This is a genomic window from Flavobacterium degerlachei (genome assembly GCF_900106645.1).
GTDB classification, from domain to species: Bacteria; Bacteroidota; Bacteroidia; order Flavobacteriales; family Flavobacteriaceae; genus Flavobacterium; species Flavobacterium degerlachei.
In genome coordinates this window covers 39,019-56,181 of the sequence record NZ_FNMV01000009.1, presented here as the reverse complement: position 1 = coordinate 56,181, position 17,163 = coordinate 39,019, and the positions used below count along the sequence as shown (strand labels likewise).

15 protein-coding genes and 1 tRNA gene are annotated in these 17,163 nt (G+C 33.9%); 7 read left to right on the top strand and 9 right to left on the bottom strand.

Features of this window, described 5'->3' with window-relative positions; genetic code table 11:
• Positions 1-55: 55 nt before the first annotated feature.
• From ftsZ to BLV91_RS10235, 5 genes are all read left to right on the top strand, one after another.
• Positions 56-1,990, top strand: a complete 1,935-nt coding sequence (ftsZ, locus tag BLV91_RS10255) for a cell division protein FtsZ (RefSeq protein WP_091432701.1) — start codon at positions 56-58, stop codon at positions 1,988-1,990.
• 303 nt (positions 1,991-2,293) lie between these two features.
• Positions 2,294-2,743, top strand: coding sequence for a GatB/YqeY domain-containing protein (locus tag BLV91_RS10250; RefSeq protein ID WP_091433059.1), 450 nt, complete (start codon positions 2,294-2,296; stop codon positions 2,741-2,743).
• A gap of 63 nt (positions 2,744-2,806) precedes the next feature.
• Positions 2,807-2,880: transfer RNA gene (locus BLV91_RS10245), tRNA-Arg, on the top strand.
• Positions 2,881-2,987: 107 nt separating this feature from the next.
• Positions 2,988-3,803: a zinc-dependent peptidase gene (locus BLV91_RS10240; protein WP_091432697.1), complete on the top strand. Its 816-nt coding sequence runs from the start codon at positions 2,988-2,990 to the stop codon at positions 3,801-3,803.
• 121 nt (positions 3,804-3,924) lie between these two features.
• A complete protein-coding gene (locus tag BLV91_RS10235) occupies positions 3,925-4,347 on the top strand; it encodes a CBS domain-containing protein (protein ID WP_091432694.1) in 423 nt (140 codons plus the stop codon).
• 43 nt (positions 4,348-4,390) lie between these two features.
• On the opposite strand, the gene rpe is transcribed toward BLV91_RS10235, so the two are convergent.
• The 7 genes from rpe to BLV91_RS10200 all read right to left on the bottom strand — a co-directional run bounded on the left by rpe (position 4,391) and on the right by BLV91_RS10200 (position 11,590).
• Positions 4,391-5,053: a ribulose-phosphate 3-epimerase gene (gene rpe, locus BLV91_RS10230; RefSeq protein ID WP_091432691.1), complete on the bottom strand. Its 663-nt coding sequence runs from the start codon at positions 5,051-5,053 to the stop codon at positions 4,391-4,393.
• A 181-nt stretch (positions 5,054-5,234) separates the two neighbouring features.
• A complete protein-coding gene (locus tag BLV91_RS10225; RefSeq protein ID WP_091432688.1) occupies positions 5,235-5,849 on the bottom strand; it encodes a hypothetical protein in 615 nt (204 codons plus the stop codon).
• 471 nt (positions 5,850-6,320) lie between these two features.
• On the bottom strand, positions 6,321-7,184 hold the full coding sequence (locus BLV91_RS10220; protein ID WP_007137700.1) for a sigma-70 family RNA polymerase sigma factor: 864 nt from the start codon (positions 7,182-7,184) through the stop codon (positions 6,321-6,323).
• A gap of 303 nt (positions 7,185-7,487) precedes the next feature.
• Complete coding sequence (locus tag BLV91_RS10215; protein ID WP_091432685.1) at positions 7,488-9,629, bottom strand: polyribonucleotide nucleotidyltransferase; 2,142 nt, start codon at positions 9,627-9,629, stop codon at positions 7,488-7,490.
• 152 nt (positions 9,630-9,781) lie between these two features.
• Positions 9,782-10,048: a 30S ribosomal protein S15 gene (gene rpsO, locus BLV91_RS10210; RefSeq protein WP_091432682.1), complete on the bottom strand. Its 267-nt coding sequence runs from the start codon at positions 10,046-10,048 to the stop codon at positions 9,782-9,784.
• A gap of 107 nt (positions 10,049-10,155) precedes the next feature.
• The gene (locus BLV91_RS10205; protein WP_091432678.1) at positions 10,156-11,100 is read right to left on the bottom strand and encodes an energy transducer TonB; all 945 of its coding nucleotides are present in this window, start codon (positions 11,098-11,100) and stop codon (positions 10,156-10,158) included.
• 34 nt (positions 11,101-11,134) lie between these two features.
• A complete protein-coding gene (locus BLV91_RS10200; RefSeq protein WP_091432675.1) occupies positions 11,135-11,590 on the bottom strand; it encodes a GAF domain-containing protein in 456 nt (151 codons plus the stop codon).
• 75 nt (positions 11,591-11,665) lie between these two features.
• On the opposite strand from BLV91_RS10200, the gene xrtF reads away from it, so the two are divergent.
• The gene (gene xrtF, locus BLV91_RS10195; RefSeq protein WP_091432672.1) at positions 11,666-12,217 is read left to right on the top strand and encodes an exosortase family protein XrtF; all 552 of its coding nucleotides are present in this window, start codon (positions 11,666-11,668) and stop codon (positions 12,215-12,217) included.
• The gene (locus BLV91_RS10190; RefSeq protein WP_091432668.1) at positions 12,192-12,635 is read left to right on the top strand and encodes an exosortase F system-associated membrane protein; all 444 of its coding nucleotides are present in this window, start codon (positions 12,192-12,194) and stop codon (positions 12,633-12,635) included. The genes xrtF and BLV91_RS10190 overlap by 26 nt, the downstream gene beginning before the upstream one ends.
• Positions 12,636-12,744: 109 nt before the next feature.
• Here BLV91_RS10190 and BLV91_RS10185 read toward each other — a convergent pair whose 3' ends face one another.
• Positions 12,745-16,167 (bottom strand): transglutaminase family protein, encoded by a 3,423-nt coding sequence (locus tag BLV91_RS10185; protein WP_091432665.1) that lies wholly within the window; start codon positions 16,165-16,167, stop codon positions 12,745-12,747.
• Between the two features lie 135 nt (positions 16,168-16,302).
• Positions 16,303-17,145 carry a transglutaminase-like domain-containing protein gene (locus BLV91_RS10180; RefSeq protein ID WP_091432662.1) on the bottom strand — a complete coding sequence of 281 codons (843 nt, stop codon included), beginning with the start codon at positions 17,143-17,145 and terminating at the stop codon, positions 16,303-16,305.
• Between the last annotated feature and the right edge of the window lie 18 nt (positions 17,146-17,163).

Sequence of the window (17,163 nt, the reverse complement as noted above, 5' to 3'; positions counted from 1 at the left end):
AATGCCCAAAATTAAGAATACAACAATTAATAATTAATATCAAAAACCAAATAAAATGATGAGCAACTCAGAATTTGGAAGTATTTCATTTGATTTACCAAAAAACCAATCAAATGTAATCAAAGTAATTGGTGTAGGTGGAGGCGGAAGTAACGCTATAAACCACATGTTTAAACAAGGAATTAAAGGAGTGGACTTTATCGTTTGTAATACTGATTCTCAGGCATTGCAAAGTAGTTCTGTACCTAATAAAATTCAGTTAGGGGTAAACTTGACTGAAGGACTCGGTGCTGGGGCTAATCCTGATGTAGGACAGCAGTCAGCTATTGAGAGCATTGCTGAGATTGAAAAAATGTTGGACCGCAATACTAAGATGGTTTTCATCACCGCAGGAATGGGTGGTGGTACTGGAACAGGTGCTGCGCCAGTTATTGCTCAATTAGCAAAAGAAAGAGAAATTCTTACTGTAGGTATCGTAACGCTTCCGTTCTTATTTGAAGGTAAAGTTCGTCAAGAACAAGCTAAAATAGGTATTGAAAAATTACGCAAGCAGGTAGATTCTTTAATTGTTATTAACAACAATAAATTAAGAGAAGTATACGGGAATTTGGGTTTCAAAGCTGGATTTTCAAAAGCGGATGAAGTTTTAGCAACTGCCTCGAGAGGTATTGCTGAAGTAATTACGCATCACTATACTCAAAATATCGATTTACGTGATGCTAAGACAGTTTTGTCTAATAGCGGAACTGCAATAATGGGTTCAGCTAATGCTGAAGGTGAAAACAGAGCTAAAGAAGCAATTGTTTCTGCTTTAGATTCTCCATTATTGAATGATAACAAAATCACAGGTGCCAAAAACGTATTGTTGCTCATCGTTTCTGGTTCTAATGAGATCACTTTAGATGAAATAGGAGAAATCAATGACCATATTCAAAATGAAGCAGGTCACAATGCCAATATTATTATGGGTGTTGGTGAAGATGAAACTCTAGGTGATGCAATTGCAGTTACTATTATTGCAACGGGATTTGATATCGAACAACAAAATGGAATCGTAAATACGGAGCCTAAAAAAATAATTCATACGTTAGAGGATGAGCAAAGAAGTGTTCACAATCTAACGAAAGATGCAGTTCCTGCATTCGATTTGAACACTGAATCTCCAAAATCAAATTCTGAGGAAAGAATCGTTTTTGAATTAACGGAAGACAAAGTAGTACCGGAATCTATCGTTCCTGTTCCAGGAAATGAGGATTTATTGGCTATGTCTGAATTTATTAAAAACTTAGATGTTACTTTTGAAATCGTTTCTCCACTTAAGGATATCGATTTTACTTTTACAACTCCAAAAGCTGCTCAAGTAAAGGAAGTTCAACAACCAAAAGCTATAGAGAGAGAAGAGCAAACCGCTTTTTCTTTTGATTTGCCACTTTTCAAGCCAGAGCCAGTTGCTGAAGTTGAAGAGAACAAGGTGTTGTTTGAATTGACTAATGAAACACGTGAAATTAAGGTAAATCAACCAGTTCAATTTGTTCCCGTAACTGAATTATCAGAAAACGGAATCATTAAGTATTCTCTTGAAGAGTATATGGAAGCTGAGAATGACTTTGTAAGTTCAAAACCAGCTGCAAAAGTAGCAGAGGAAGTAATTCCTGCTGAGTTGAATATCACGATGAAACAAGTAGAAACGTCTACAAGTGATTCTTCGAAATTTGAAGAAATTTCACCTATGGAAATGACTATAGAAGAAACATTAAGACTTAGAGCTGATGAAAGAAGAAAAAAATTGAAGGAATTCAATTATAAATTTCATAACAATGTTTCTAAAATTGATGAGTACGAAAGAGAACCTGCTTATAAAAGATTAGGTATAGACATATCAAATACGCAGTCAAATAATACAAATTCAAGAATTTCTGTTGGAACAGACAGTAACAACGATTTACAATTGCGTTCTAACAATTCTTTTTTGCATGACAACGTAGATTAATTAAAGCAAACCTAATAGAGATAACCCGAAAATTGAATTTAATTTTCGGGTTATTTTTTTTATCTTCGCACATATAATGGGATGCTCAATTTGGGCGCAGTCCAATTATTGTTTCAAATTTTATCGAATATGCTTTTTTATAAGTACTTAAAACAGCTTCCATTGGTTGCTTTTAAAGTTCAATAAAGAATACTTTTTTTCTCAAAAAAGACTTTTCACTATTATCTGGGGCATTTAAAAAGATCATTTTACAGTATTCAGTTTTCAGATTGAATCATGAATCATAAATTAACAAGAAAGAATATGAGTTTAGCAGTAAAAATCATGGATGATTTAAAAACAGCCATGAGAGCCAAAGATACAGTAGCACTAGAGGCTTTAAGAGCAATCAAATCTGAAATCCTTTTAGCTCAAACAGCATCAGGATCAAAAGAAGAAATATCGGAAGACGACGAGGTTAAATTGCTACAGAGATTAGTGAAAACCCGTAAGGAAAGCGCTAGAATTTTCACCGAACAAAACCGTTTGGATTTAGCTGAACCAGAATTGGCGCAAATTGCAGTAATCGAAAAATTCTTGCCGGCACAATTGAGTGAAGCAGAGGTTGAGGTAGTAATTGCAAAGATAATTGCAGAAACTGGAGCAGCTGGTATTGCATCAATGGGTAAAGTTATGGGATTGGCATCTGCACAATTAGGTGGTACTGCCGAAGGAAAAACGATCTCTGCAATTGTAAAGAAACTTTTAGTTTAAAATGTAGTTGTAGATTAACGGTTTTAAATCTAAAATCGTTAATCTACAATCTTAAATCAAACAGGCTGCGTAGTTCAACTGGATAGAATATCAGATTTCGACTCTGAGGGTTGCAGGTTCGAACCCTGTCGCGGCCACTAATAATAACCATAAAAAAGGCATTTTTTGGCCGTTTTTATGGTTATTTTGTTTTTGTAATTTGAGTTTTGTAGCTTCGACATTACGAAACTTTGTTCAAAAAAATATGGATCCATTTCTAGCTCTTTTACTCGTTGTTTTTGGAGTGGTTGTTTTTGTGTTCTTGTCCATTATGTATGGAAAGTCTTTATACGTTTTACTCTTCAATAAGCTACTTTGTATCCATTGGTCGCCGTTCAGGAGAAAAATCAGTACCGCTCAAAGAAATATTCTTAGTAATGAATTTTCTTTTTACCAAAAATTATCTATTGAACAGCAACAAAAATTTGAGCATAGATTAGCCTGTTTTTTAGGAAAGTATCAGTTTATCGGGAACGCTGGTTTCGTACTTACAGATCAATGCCTAGTGTTGGTTTCGGCCACATTTGTCATGATGACTTTCGGGATGAGACATTATTTAATTGATGTGTTCGATAAAATTATTATTTATCCGCAATCCTATTTTTCTACTATTAATAAGGATTATCATAAAGGGGAGTTTAATCCAAAATTGAAAGTTTTGGTGTTTTCTTGGAAAGATTTTAAGGAAGGTTTTCGTATTGAGAATGATAATTTAAATCTTGGGTTACACGAGTTTTCGCATGCCCTATATTTTCATGGAGTAAAAAGTAAAGATCACAGTAGTGTTATTTTTGCAGATACCTATATTAAGTTACAAAGATATCTAACGGAACCTGGGGTGTTAAGTGGTATAGTCAATTCAGATTACTTTAGAATCTATGCTTATACAAATCAGATGGAATTTTTAGCAGTTATTTTTGAGCACTTTTTTGAAACCCCACAAATATTTAAAAGTCAGTTTCCGGAACTGTATAATTATATTAGGGAGATGATCAATTTTGACGAATCGATTTTGCGGTAAAAGTGCTGTTTAAACCTTTTTCAGTGGAGTTAAAGTTTCATTTTCTTTTCTATCTATAATGGATTATTGTTTAATTTGCTTTTTTAATTGTAAATTTAGTAGAATTTATAACTCCAACATCATGAAAAATAATGTACCGGTTTCCGATATTATGACCAAGAATGTAATTAAATTGAATCTTTCTGATGAATTGACAAAAGCGGAAGAATTATTTAAGAAGCATAAAATTAGGCACATTCCAGTTGTTAGCAATAACAAAATTGTAGGTATGTTAAGTTATACAGATCTTTTGAGGGTTTCTTACGCAGATGCCGCAGATGATGCTGCTGATAATGTAGAATCTATTGTATTTAATATGTTTACCGTACGACAGGTGATGGCAAAGGAAATAGTAATTATTTCTCCATCAAGCACGATAAGGGAGGCTGCTGAAATTTTATCGAAATTCGAATTTCATGCTTTGCCAGTTTGTGAAGGGGAACTATTGGTTGGGATTGTAACTACTACAGATTTGATTAAATATTTTTTAGAGCAGTATAAATAAGAAAAGCCCCTTTTTATAAAGATAAGAAGGGGCTTTTTTGTTTTTATATTGTTGTCAACTTTTTCAAATCGGCAATAGTTGCGATAGGGTCAGCAGCTTTGAAGACATAGCTTCCAGCCACAAGCACATCTGCTCCAGCTTCTACTAATTGTCTTGCATTTTTGTTAGTTACTCCACCATCAACTTCTATGATTGTAGACGCCCCTTTTCTAGTGATCAATTCTTTTAATTTTTTGACTTTAGCGTAAGTGTTTTCAATGAAAGACTGTCCTCCAAATCCTGGATTCACACTCATGATACAAACTAGGTCAATATCGTTGATGACGTCTTCTAACAAGTCAATATTAGTATGTGGGTTAATTGCTACTCCAGCCTTCATTCCTTCAGCCTTGATAGCCTGTAGGGTTCTATGAAGGTGTGTACATGCTTCATAGTGTACGCTTAGAATATTTGCGCCTAATTCAGCAAAAGTTTTGATATAGCGATCTGGATCTACGATCATCAAATGCACATCAATGGTTTTTTTAGCATGTTTGTTAATAGCTTCTAAAACAGGCATTCCGTAAGAGATGTTTGGCACAAAGACACCATCCATAATATCAATATGAAACCAGTCAGCTTCACTGTTGTTGATCATTTCGATGTCACGTTGTAGATTTCCAAAATCGGCCGCTAGAACTGAAGGTGCAATTAATGTATTCTTCATGGTAGTTAAAATAAGTGTTGTTTTTGCAAAGATAGTTTTTAAAATAAAAACAATTATCAGATTAAGGTAAAACTAATTTTCAGGGTAAATTAAATTAGTATTTATTTTATGAAAAAAGCTTATTCAAAACATTTTTAGTTGTTTTAAATAAGCTTTTGATTTTAATTATCCTGAAATGGAGTTATTCTAATTTAGACAATTGGAGTTTTTTCATGTATGATATTAATTCCTCTAATTGAATTTTGGTTCCCTCAAGGTTGACCTGGTACCTGTCTTTATATATGAAAGTTATTGAAGATGATTTGTTGGCTTCAGGATTTGTATCGTTTTCGGTTAGCATTCGTATGCCATTTATTTCTTCTGTTTTTTTAGTTGTTGTATTTTCTATTGATTCGGTATCTGTTGTTAGTGACATATGAGTCATCGCAATCAAAGCGCTTCCTGATTCGCCTGCTCCGTCAAAAATAGAGACTTTTATGGTTTTGCCAGAATCATCAGTATAAGTAGCATCAGAAGTGCTTAAACCTACAGTAGAAGCATTTCCTACGTTGAAGCTGCTTCTTTTTAAGTTGCCTAATTTCTCGGTTAATATTTGCTTGTAAACTTCGTTTGCAAGAGGTTTTAGTGTTTTTAAGTTTTCCGTTTGTTTTTCGTACTCTTTTAATGCCTCTGCTGCTTTGGTAATATTTTTTCTGTTTTTAACAGTTTCCATTAATCCTGGTTGACTGTTTATTTCTGCTTCTTTTTTGCAGGCAATTATGCTTAATAGACCAAGCGCTATAATAAGTTTTTTCATATTGTTTTTAATTTTAAAAAAAATAAAGATATAAATTAATGTGTTTTATATAATGGTTTGCATTAATTTATTTTACTGCAGGGACTGCGTAAGGGATTGAAATGAAAATCCTTTTACTTTTTTTCTTTCAAAAGTAAAAGATTGTAGTGGAAAGCCCGACCCGAAGTTTTTACGGAGGGAGACGCCGAGAAAGAGATAGGAAAAGAAAATAGAGGAAAGAGAAGCGAAATTTTGAACCGGATTCAATATAAAAAAATAAAACTCCGGACTCGAGACTGAAAGTCGAACTGAGCGAAGCTAAACCCGAGAGCTATGCTCGAGCAGACCGATAGTTTTAGTAAAAAAAATAAAACTCCGGTAATCAGCCGGAGTTTCAATCATCAATCAAAAAACGAACAGTCAATCAAACTGTTGTTCATTTTGAATTAAAAGATTTAAAATTTAAAAATTTTAATTGGGGAATATTGTAAATTAACCTAGGTAGGTTTTTAGTATTTTACTTCTTGAAGTGTGTTTCAATCTTCGGATTGCTTTTTCCTTGATTTGACGCACACGCTCGCGAGTTAGGTCAAAAGTTTCACCAATTTCTTCAAGTGTCATTGGGTGTTGGTCACCAAGACCAAAGTACAAACGAACAACATCAGCCTCTCTAGGAGTCAATGTCTCTAACGAACGCTCGATTTCAGTACGCAATGATTCGTGGATTAATTCTCTATCCGGATTTGGAGATTCACCTGAACGTAATACATCGTAAAGGTTTGAATCTTCTCCTTCTACAAGAGGTGCATCCATTGATAAGTGACGACCAGAGTTTTTCATAGACTCTTTAACATCATTTACTGTCATGTCAAGTTCTTTTGCAATTTCCTCAGCAGATGGTGGACGCTCATTAGATTGCTCTAATAAAGCATACATTTTGTTGATTTTATTGATAGAACCAATTTTATTTAATGGCAAACGAACGATACGAGATTGTTCAGCCAATGCTTGAAGGATTGATTGACGAATCCACCATACAGCGTAGGAGATGAATTTAAATCCACGAGTTTCATCAAAACGTTGAGCTGCTTTGATTAATCCTAAATTTCCTTCGTTAATTAAATCAGGAAGTGTAAGTCCTTGATTTTGGTATTGTTTTGCTACCGAAACAACAAAACGTAAGTTAGCTTTTGTCAATTTCTCTAGGGCTTTTTGATCCCCAGCCTTTATTTTTTGTGCTAATTCTACTTCTTCGTCAGCGGTAATAAGGTCAACTTTTCCAATTTCTTGTAAATATTTGTCTAATGAAGCAGTTTCCCTATTGGTAACCTGCTTGGTAATTTTAAGTTGTCTCATGTGTTTGTCTCCTCAAGTTTTAAGTGTACAAGTAGTTATACGTATGGAGTTGCGATAAAGTTACAATTATGTGGAAAATAAATTTTTTATTTTACGATTTTATTAAAAAAAAGTGGTTTTTCTTTCAAATCTAATTGCGTGAGTTCTTTTTTGTTTTCCGTAAACGTTTCATTTTGGTGATTCTACGGTTAGTTTTTAATTCTGTTTAAAGATGTTTCTTATAGTGTGGTTTAAAAAACAAAAACCCCAATTCTAATGAATTGGGGCTTTTTATAAATAAACCTTTAGTAAACTAAGATCTGATTACTCTTTTCTTTCCTCACGTGGAGGTCTTGGCAAAAGTGCTTTTCTTGACACTTTTTCTTTTCTTGTTTTTGGATCCATACCTAAGTATTTCACTTGAAAAACATCGCCCATGTTGACAACGTCAGAAACATTTTCTGTGCGTTCCCATGCTAGCTCAGATACGTGAAGTAAAACTTCATTTCCTGGAGCTTCTAGGTATTCTACTACTGCACCAAAATCAAGCATTTTGATTACTTTCACATCATATGATTCATTCATTTTTGGTTTGAAAGTGATTGACTTAATTTTAGCCAATACTGCTTCAATTCCAGCAGGATCTGTTCCTAGAATTTCAATAACTCCTTCTTCAGTAGTTGGATCTTCATTGATAACAATTGTTGTTCCAGTTGTTTTTTGTAATTCTTGAATCACTTTTCCACCAGGTCCAATTAATGCTCCAATAAAAGCATTAGGAATTCTTCTAGTAATAATTTTTGGAGCGTAAGCTTTAACATCTGCTTTTGGAGTTGCCAAAGTTTCGATTAGTTTTCCAAGGATATGCAAACGACCATCACGAGCTTGTGCTAGTGCAGCTTCCATAATCTCGTATTTCAAACCGTCAATTTTGATGTCCATTTGACAAGCAGTAATACCTACAGATGTACCAGTTACTTTAAAGTCCATGTCTCCTAAGTGATCTTCATCACCAAGAATATCAGACAATACAGCATAGCGATCTCCATCAGTAATCAATCCCATTGCAATTCCAGAAACTGGACGAATCATTTGGATACCTGCATCCATTAATGATAATGTTCCAGCACAAACTGTAGCCATAGAAGAAGAACCGTTAGATTCTAATACTTCAGATACTACACGAATTGTGTAAGGGCAATCAGCAGGGATCATGTTTTTTAAAGCTCTTTGAGCTAAGTTTCCGTGACCTACTTCTCTTCTTGAAGTTCCTCTTAAAGGACGAGCTTCACCAGTTGAGAAAGGAGGGAAGTTATAATGTAAGTAGAATTTTTCTTCACCTTGTTCTGATGGAGAATCGATTTGGTTTGCTTCTCTAGAAGTTCCTAAAGTTGCAGTTGCCAAAGCTTGAGTTTCTCCACGTGTAAACAATGCAGATCCATGTACAGATGGTAAGTAATCTACTTCACACCAGATAGGTCTGATTTCTGTAGTTTTTCTTCCGTCTAAACGTGTTCCTAAATCTAAAGTTACGTTACGAACTGCTTCTTTATTGGTTTTTTTGAAGTATTTAGAAACTAAATCTCCATCAGCTGCCAATTCTTCTTCAGTAAATAATGCTTTAACTTCTTCTTTAACTTCGTCAAATGAAGCTGTACGTTCTTGTTTAGAAGAACCTTTGCTTGCAATAGCGTATATTTTATCGTAAGATGCTGCTTTTACTTTAGCGTAAATAGCTTCGTCTTCTCTTTCTCCTTCGTACGTTCTAGTCTCTTTTTTCCCAAAAGCGGCTTGTAAACGTAGTTGAGCTGAAATTTGATTTTTAATATGTTCGTGAGCAAATTTAATTGCTTCTAACATTTCTGCTTCTGAAATTTCTTTCATTTCACCTTCTACCATTGCGATAGAATCCATTGAAGCTCCAATCATCATATCAATATCTGATAATTCTAATTGTGCACGACTTGGATTGATGATAAATTTCCCATCAACTCTTCCAACTCTAGCCTCAGAGATTAATGTTTCAAAAGGAATGTCAGATAGAGCTAATGCTGCTGATGCTGCTAAACCTGCTAGTGCATCTGGCATAATATCTTCGTCATAAGACATTAATTGAATCATTACCTGAACTTCAGCATGGTAATCATCTGGGAAAAGTGGACGTAAAACACGGTCTACTAAACGCATTGTTAATACTTCGCTATCACTTGGTCTTGCTTCTCTTTTGAAGAAACCACCAGGAAAACGTCCTGCTGCAGCAAATTTTTCACGATAATCTACCGTAAGTGGTAAAAAGTCGATACCTGGACTTGCTTTTCTTGAAGATACTACTGTTCCTAAAATAACAGTTTTACCTATTCTTACTACTACAGATCCGTCAGCTTGCTTAGCTAAACGACCTGTCTCGATTGTGATGTTTCTTCCATCACCTAAATCGATACTTTCTACAAATAATTGTGGAATCATAAATTTAATTTATTAGTTAAACATGGGTTCTAGTTGTGTTGTAGTTGTTGTTTTGCGTAGTTAATGCCTAAAACCCAATGAAAAACCAAAACTTTTTTATTATTGTATATAAAAACAAAAAGAGGCACTTGCGCGCCTCTTTATTGTATTGATTATTTTCTGATACCCAATACTTTGATAATCTCACGATATCTGTTGATTTCTTTCTTTTTCAAGTAATCCAACAAAGATCTTCTTTTTCCAACTAGCAATACTAATGAACGCTCTGTGTTATAATCATGACGATTTTTTTTCAAGTGTTCTGTTAAGTGTGCAATTCTGAAAGTGAACAAAGCAATTTGAGCTTCTGATTTTCCTGTGTTTGTTTTTTCTCCGTGTTTAGCGAAGATTTCTTCTTTAATCTCTTTAGTTAAATACATTCCAATATTTGTTTAATGATTTTTATGTATGTCTCACAGCTATTGTAAGACGGCTGCAAAAGTACTATTTATTTTGGAGAAATCTAAAATAAATTTAATAATTAATGTTATTTTGCTATTGTGATAGGAAGGGAGTAGAGAACTCTTACAGGGATGCCTCTCATTACTCCAGGGTTCCAATCTTTATAATTCTTTAATATTCTAATTGCTTCTTCATCTAATGCGTATCCAAGTCCTTTAATTATTTTGGTTTCAACGATACTACCATCCGTTTCAATGACAAATGTTAGGTATATTTTTCCAAAAACAGTGTTTTTAGCTGCATTCGGGATTTTCATTGCTTTTCCAATGTAACTGTAGAAATTATTCATTCCTTTTTTTGGTACAGGATATTGGTATACTTTTTTATAGCTATGTTCGATATTGGTGGAGTCAATGCTTGTGCCTGAGATTAATTTTCCGTTTTCATAATTTTCGACGAAAGTATATTTGGGTTTTTTGCTGTATCCTTTCCAAATTCCATCATGAAGTCCATTTTTTATTTTACCGCTTTCGAAAAAACCGTTATTCAAATCTTCATAATCTCCGTTACCATCAACTACTGTTTGAACGTTTTGGGCATTGTAAAATTGAATGATTTTAGGGTCAGTATCAATCTCTTTTTGATTTTCTAAATATTCAATCTCTGATTTAGGTTGTCCGTTCTCATACCAATTGTACTGTTTACCGATTGGTTTAGATTTGGTATATTTTGAAACTGTTTTTTTATTACCGTTTTCATAATAGTGCACAAACTGTCCTTCTTTTACTAAATAATCTTTATTAGTTGACTTTCCTGCCATTTCTAAAGTTCCTGATTTGTAATAATTAAAGACCTCATAAGTACTATTGTCCGAATAGTAATCTTTAATAATTCTGTAATATTTGTAATTGTCTTCTGTTGATTCTTTCCATATAGAATCAAAGTAAATGATTTTGCTAACAGGACTAGGAGTTTGTGAGAATGATAAAAGGGGAATTAATAATAATGCTAGATGTAAATATGATTTCATAAATGTTTGTAATAGAAAAATAAATGTAATACTATTAGTACAACTTTGTAATTTCTTTATTTACAAATTCCAAAAAGCGTTCGTCAGCGTCAGTGAAAGGATCAATCACATGGCTGTCGATATCTATTTGGCCAATGTTCTCTCCGTTTACAAACAGTGGAACTACAATTTCTGACTTTACAGTGAAACTGCAGGCGATATAATTATCTTGAGCTGCGACATCTGGAACGACAAAGTTGTCATTAGAAACTGCTACTTGTCCACAAATTCCTTTACCAAAAGGGATTACAGTATGGTCTGTTTCTGCTCCTACATACGGTCCTAAATGAAGTGTTTGGGTTTCTTGGTTTGCGAAATAAAACCCAACCCAGTTGTAATAGTCTATATTGTCCTGTAACAATTGGCAAACAGCTAAAAGCTTTTCATCTCTTGAAAGGGTTGTACTTATTGTAATTGCAGTTACTTGTGGTTGTAATTCCTGAAATGTCATGTTTTTTATGTTTTAATACAAAAGTATTTAAAGTCTCTTTTAAAAATTATATAAATTTGTTAAAAAAAATAGACTTTGAAAAAATATTTTATTCAGTACAAACCTTTTTTACTTTTTCTAGCCAAGTTTTTTTTGACATATATTATTCTGGCGTTTATTTATCAAGGATTTTTGGAGAGTTACGAAGAGGATAACATTGATTCAATAACTGAATTCGTAGCCGAAAACACAAAACAACTTTTGATATTATTTAATGCGGATGCTGATATTTTAAAATTTGATTCCGAGCCTTTTATTAGATTGATGTACAATCAGCAATATGTTGCCAAAATGATAGAGGGCTGTAATGCTATTAGTATAATTATTTTGTTTATTTCGTTTGTGGTTTCATTTTCGGGCAGAATAAAGTCTACTGTGTTTTTTATTTTGGGCGGAAGCCTGATTATTTATATATTAAATGTAGCTCGCATTGCCATTCTGTGTGTATTGATATATCTTTTTCCAAAGCAGCAAACATTGCTGCACGGAGTGTTTTTCCCGCTATTCATATATGGTGTTGTTTTTATTCTGTGGGTGATTTGGGTTAATAAATTTTCATTGTATGCTAAGAATACTACTGACTCATAAATTTAGATTTTTTATAGTACTGTTGTTTGTTCTTTCATTTGTCCTGATACGGGTTTATGAAGACAACTTGTTTTATGATCCATTTTTGAATTACTTCAAAAGTGATTTTAATGATTTGCCATTGCCGATTTATAATTCTTTCCGCTTATTCCTCAGCCTGCTGTTTCGTTACGGTTTAAATATGGTGCTGTCATTAGGATTGATCTTTATTCTTTTTAAAGATATTGGAATGGTTAAATTTGCCTCGTTTTTGTATGTTGTTTTCTTCGCTCTTCTGGTTTTTTCTTTCTATGCTACAATCTCTATATACGGCGAGCATAATAATATGATGCTTTTTTATGTTCGAAGGTTTCTTATTCAACCCATATTCATACTGCTGTTTATCCCTGCATTTTATTATCAAAAGCTAAGTAGATAGGTTTGTTGATTCTTATAAAAATTAAAAATCTGCAAATATTTTAAAGCATCTTAAGTTAGATTTTTTTAAATATTTGCAGATTCTCACACAATTGAAGTGTTTTAATTATCTATTTCTTTGCTTTCCAGTAATGCCTTAAATCTAATGTGTAAGGGTATTCAGGATTGATAAGTTCTATAGGAGTATCAGGTTTGAGTTCCGATTTAGATTCTACTAAAAATCTAGAAGTCGCAGCTTGATTTGATATTGCTTCTGTTCCTATTTCTGAAATAGTCGTAGAAGGTGTGTGACCAAAATCCCAAAAACGGCTCATTTTTCTTGATTCTGCTTCAAAGCTATTTATTGGGTAGGTGTCAAAACTTCTTCCTCCAGGATGATTGACAAAATAAGTACAACCACCAATAACTTTATTATTCCAAGTGTCAACTAAGTCAAAAACTAACGGTACATCAATACCAATATTTGGATGCAATGCGGATGGTGGATTCCAGGCTTTGTAGCGAATTCCAGCTACGTACTCTCCTTTTGTTCCTGTGCTCCTTAATGGAATTCTACATCCTTTGCATAATAATATATGACGGTCTGGTACAATTCCAGAAACTTTTACTTGCAAACGTTCTAATGAAGAATCTACAAATCGTGAAGTTCCCGTACTAGAAAGTTCTTCTCCAAGTACGTGCCAAGGCTCTATTCCTAATCGGATTTCTAATTGAACATTATCAATCGTAACATTACCATGATGTGGGAATCTAAATTCGAAAAATGGATCAAACCAAGAAATATCAAAGTTATATCCAGAATCTTTTAGATCGTTTACCACGTCAATCATATCTAAATAGGCAAAATGAGGTAGTAAAAATTTATCATGTAACTCAGTTCCCCAACGAATTAATTTTTTCTCGTAAGGTTCTTTCCAGAATTTAGCGACTAATGCACGAACTAATAAATTTTGAACTAAATTCATATGTTTGTGTGGTGGCATATCAAAAGCACGTAATTCTAAAATACCCAATCTTCCCGTTGATGAATCTGGCGAATATAATTTATCGATACAAAATTCAGTTCTATGTGTGTTTCCCGTGATGTCAGTCAATAAATTTCTAAAAATTCGATCGACCATCCAAAATGGCACTTCTTTGTCTTTTGGAATTTGTTCAAAGGCAATTTCCATTTCGTATAGCTTCTCATCTCTTCCTTCATCTATTCGAGGTGCTTGACTCGTAGGCCCAATAAAAGGGCCTGCGAATAAATAGCTTAAAACGGGATGGTGTTGCCAATAAGTTATTAAGCTTCGCAATAAGTCAGGTCTTCTTAATAGCGGACTGTCTTCGGGCTTTTCAGCTCCTAATGTTACGTGATTTCCTCCACCAGTTCCGGTATGACGGCCATCAACCATGAATTTATCTGTTCCTAAACGACATAAAAAAGCCTCTTCATATAAAGCAGAAGTGTTATCAACTATTTCTTGCCACGTTTTTGCGGGATGCACATTCACTTCAATTACACCAGGATCTGGAGTAACCATCATTTTCTCAACTCTATAATCGGTTTTAGGTTGGTAACCTTCAATTCGTACTGGCATTTGTAATTTTTCTGCCGTAATTTCTATTGAAGTAATTAAGTCGATATAATCTTCTAAATAATCGGTTGGCGGTAGAAAAACATATAGCATTCCATCACGTTCTTCTATACACATTGCTGTAATAAAAGTATCAACTTCAAATACTGTTTCGTCTTTTTCTTCGCTCTTTTTCTGCTTCTCTTCTTTTTTGGATAAAACTCTTTTTGCTGCTTCAAATAGTTTCGAAATAGTTCCGTAACGTTTTTTTACTTTCTCATCATAATCACCTAAAGCGGGTAAATCTTCAAATAAGCTTCTGTCTACAACAATTTCTCTCTTATTTTTAGAAGTCTTTGGAAGCGAGTCTAATGGTAAACGCAATCCAATTGGGGAGTTACCGGGAACTAAAAAACAATTTCCTCTTCTAAATTCCCAAGCGCAGCTTTCCCAATTATCAGCAACATGGTCCTTTCTTATTGGTAGAACAAATCCTGCTGGATTATTCAAGCCTTTTTCTAAAAGCATCGCTAGCTTATGTCTTTCTACAGAATCTTTTAAATTTACTTTTAATGGGTCTATGTTTACAGGAAGCTTTCCTTCTTCTAAAGCCCAATAAATCGGGTCTTCATAAGTTGGCGTTACGTTTTTAGGGTCAATTCCTAAATGTTTAGTAAGTTCCGTTGCAAATTTCTCAGCATCATGAAAGCTGAATTTTGTATCTCCTTCTTTTGCTACTAAAGCATCGTTTTTCCATAACGGCAATCCGTCTTTTCTCCAGTATAATGCATATTGCCAACGAGGGAATAATTCGCCAGGATACCATTTTCCTTGTCCAAAATGGATAAAGCCTCCGTGGGCAAATCGCTGTTTTAAACGAAGTGCTAAATCATAAGCTAACTTTCGTTTCAGTGGGCCGTCTGCAGCAGTGTTCCATTCAGCGCCTTCAAAATCATCAATTGAAACAAAAGTGGGTTCTCCACCCATGGTTAAGCGTACATCGCCCTCAATTAAATCCTTTTCAACATCATTTCCTACTTGCATAATATCTTCCCATTGCTTGTCAGAATAGGGCTTTGTTACGCGTGGATCTTCATGTATACGGGTTACTGTGTTTTCAAAATCAAAGCTAACTTCACATTTTTCTGTGGCGCCAGTTACAGGGGCTGCGCTTTCATAATGCGGGGTGCAACACAATGGGATATGTCCTTCGCTGGCAAAAAGGCCAGAAGTTGGATCAAGTCCAATCCATCCAGCACCGGGTAAATAAACTTCAACCCAAGCGTGTAAATCTGTAAAATCTTTTTCAGGCCCAGAAGGTCCGTCAAGAGATTTGATATCTGGAGCTAATTGTACAATATATCCAGAGACAAATCGTGCTGCTAATCCAAAGTGACGTAAAACATGGATTAATAACCACGCAAAATCTCTGCATGATCCACTCTTGATACGTAAAGTTTCTTCGGGCGTTTGTACCCCAACTTCCATTCGTAAATTATAACTAAGTTCTTTGTAAACGGCTTGATTGATAAAGACCAAAAAATCATTAGTTGGTAATGATTTGTTTACTTTTAAACCGTCCATAAATTTTTGAAAAATAGGGCTTTCTTCGCTTAATTTTAGATAAGCAGTTAATTCTTGCTGAAGCATTTGATCATATGTAAAGGGAAATTCCTCTGCATATTCTTCTACAAAATAATCAAATGGGTTAATAACTTGCAATTTTGCAATTACTTCGACTTCAACCTTTAACTCTTTTATTTTTTCAGGAAAGACGATACGGGCTTGATAATTACCAAAAGGATCTTGTTGCCAGTTTATAAAATGATTTTCAGGAGATATTTTAAAAGTATAGCCTTCTATAGCTGTTCTAGAATGTGCTGCAGGACGTAGCCTAAAAACATGTGGAAATAACTTAACACTATGGTCAAACGTATAAGTTGTTTTGTGGGAAAGCGCTATTTTAACAGCCATGATTTAAGTATTTTGTTTTTGACAATTTAATTAAAAAATATGTTATTAATATACGTTTTCATAAAATAAAAAAATATATAGGATAATGAGAATTTAGGGGATGAAAATTTATGGATAATTTAAATAAAGTTCTTTTCAATAAGAAATAAAAAAATCATCAGAAGAATAAACAGGATTTAAATCCCCATTCAAATTTTCACACTCAATATTCATATAGGTACAAGAAGCATTTCCGAAAAGACTTGCAACTGCAACTTCTGAACCGTCTTTTCCATGAGCAATTTTAACTAAACTACTTAAATTTGATAAGCGAGTGGGATCAAAAATAATCCATTGTCCGCCTATATAAACCTCAAAACAAGCATGAATATCTGGCGGATTAATATTTGTTGCGTAACATGTAAAATATCTTGCAGGAATGTTTAAAGCTCTACAAAGAGCAATGCCAAGATGAGCAAAATCTTTACAAACACCTTCCCGTTGGTTCAGTGTATCATAAGCGGATGTGCTTGCATCAGTTGTCCCTGGTACGTAATCAACATTGTTAAATATCCATTCATTTACAGCAACTGCTTTTTCAATATCCGATTGTAAATATCCAAAAAGTTTAAACGCTAATTTCATTAATTTGTCAGAAGGGCAAAGTCTGCTTGGGGACAAATAAGGTACTATTTTATTGTCTAATTCAAAAATAGAAGTGTTTTTAAAAAGCGATTTTTTGCTAATGGTTTTGAATTTAACCTCTATTTCTCCTTGGTAACATATCTGAAAGGGTACAAATTCATTGGCTTGAACTGTAATGAACCTGATTTTTGAATCTGGTAAAGAGAACTGTTTAAAAGGCAAGTTAGGTGCTACTTCAAGAGATTCTGAAATAATTTTTTGATTGTAAGAATTTCCTAATGCTTGAATGTTAAAAATGCATGTGCTTGAAGCATATACATCGTAGAAAAGGTCTGCTTTGATTCTAAAACTCATTAGACAAAAGTACTGTAT

Bases quoted from the DNA above. Each gene is read 5' to 3' on its own strand.
- BLV91_RS10200 (WP_091432675.1), bottom strand. From the start codon at position 11,590: ATGACATTTCAGGAATTACAACCACAAGTAACTGCAATTACAATAAGT.
- BLV91_RS10180 (WP_091432662.1), bottom strand. From the start codon at position 17,145: ATGAGTTTTAGAATCAAAGCAGACCTTTTCTACGATGTATATGCTTCA.
- BLV91_RS10250 (WP_091433059.1), top strand. From the start codon at position 2,294: ATGAGTTTAGCAGTAAAAATCATGGATGATTTAAAAACAGCCATGAGA.
- BLV91_RS10220 (WP_007137700.1), bottom strand. From the start codon at position 7,184: ATGAGACAACTTAAAATTACCAAGCAGGTTACCAATAGGGAAACTGCT.
- BLV91_RS10190 (WP_091432668.1), top strand. From the start codon at position 12,192: ATGCTAAGAATACTACTGACTCATAAATTTAGATTTTTTATAGTACTG.
- ftsZ (WP_091432701.1), top strand. From the start codon at position 56: ATGATGAGCAACTCAGAATTTGGAAGTATTTCATTTGATTTACCAAAA.
- rpe (WP_091432691.1), bottom strand. From the start codon at position 5,053: ATGAAGAATACATTAATTGCACCTTCAGTTCTAGCGGCCGATTTTGGA.
- BLV91_RS10240 (WP_091432697.1), top strand. From the start codon at position 2,988: ATGGATCCATTTCTAGCTCTTTTACTCGTTGTTTTTGGAGTGGTTGTT.
- BLV91_RS10185 (WP_091432665.1), bottom strand. From the start codon at position 16,167: ATGGCTGTTAAAATAGCGCTTTCCCACAAAACAACTTATACGTTTGAC.
- rpsO (WP_091432682.1), bottom strand. From the start codon at position 10,048: ATGTATTTAACTAAAGAGATTAAAGAAGAAATCTTCGCTAAACACGGA.
- BLV91_RS10235 (WP_091432694.1), top strand. From the start codon at position 3,925: ATGAAAAATAATGTACCGGTTTCCGATATTATGACCAAGAATGTAATT.
- BLV91_RS10215 (WP_091432685.1), bottom strand. From the start codon at position 9,629: ATGATTCCACAATTATTTGTAGAAAGTATCGATTTAGGTGATGGAAGA.
- BLV91_RS10205 (WP_091432678.1), bottom strand. From the start codon at position 11,100: ATGAAATCATATTTACATCTAGCATTATTATTAATTCCCCTTTTATCA.
- BLV91_RS10225 (WP_091432688.1), bottom strand. From the start codon at position 5,849: ATGAAAAAACTTATTATAGCGCTTGGTCTATTAAGCATAATTGCCTGC.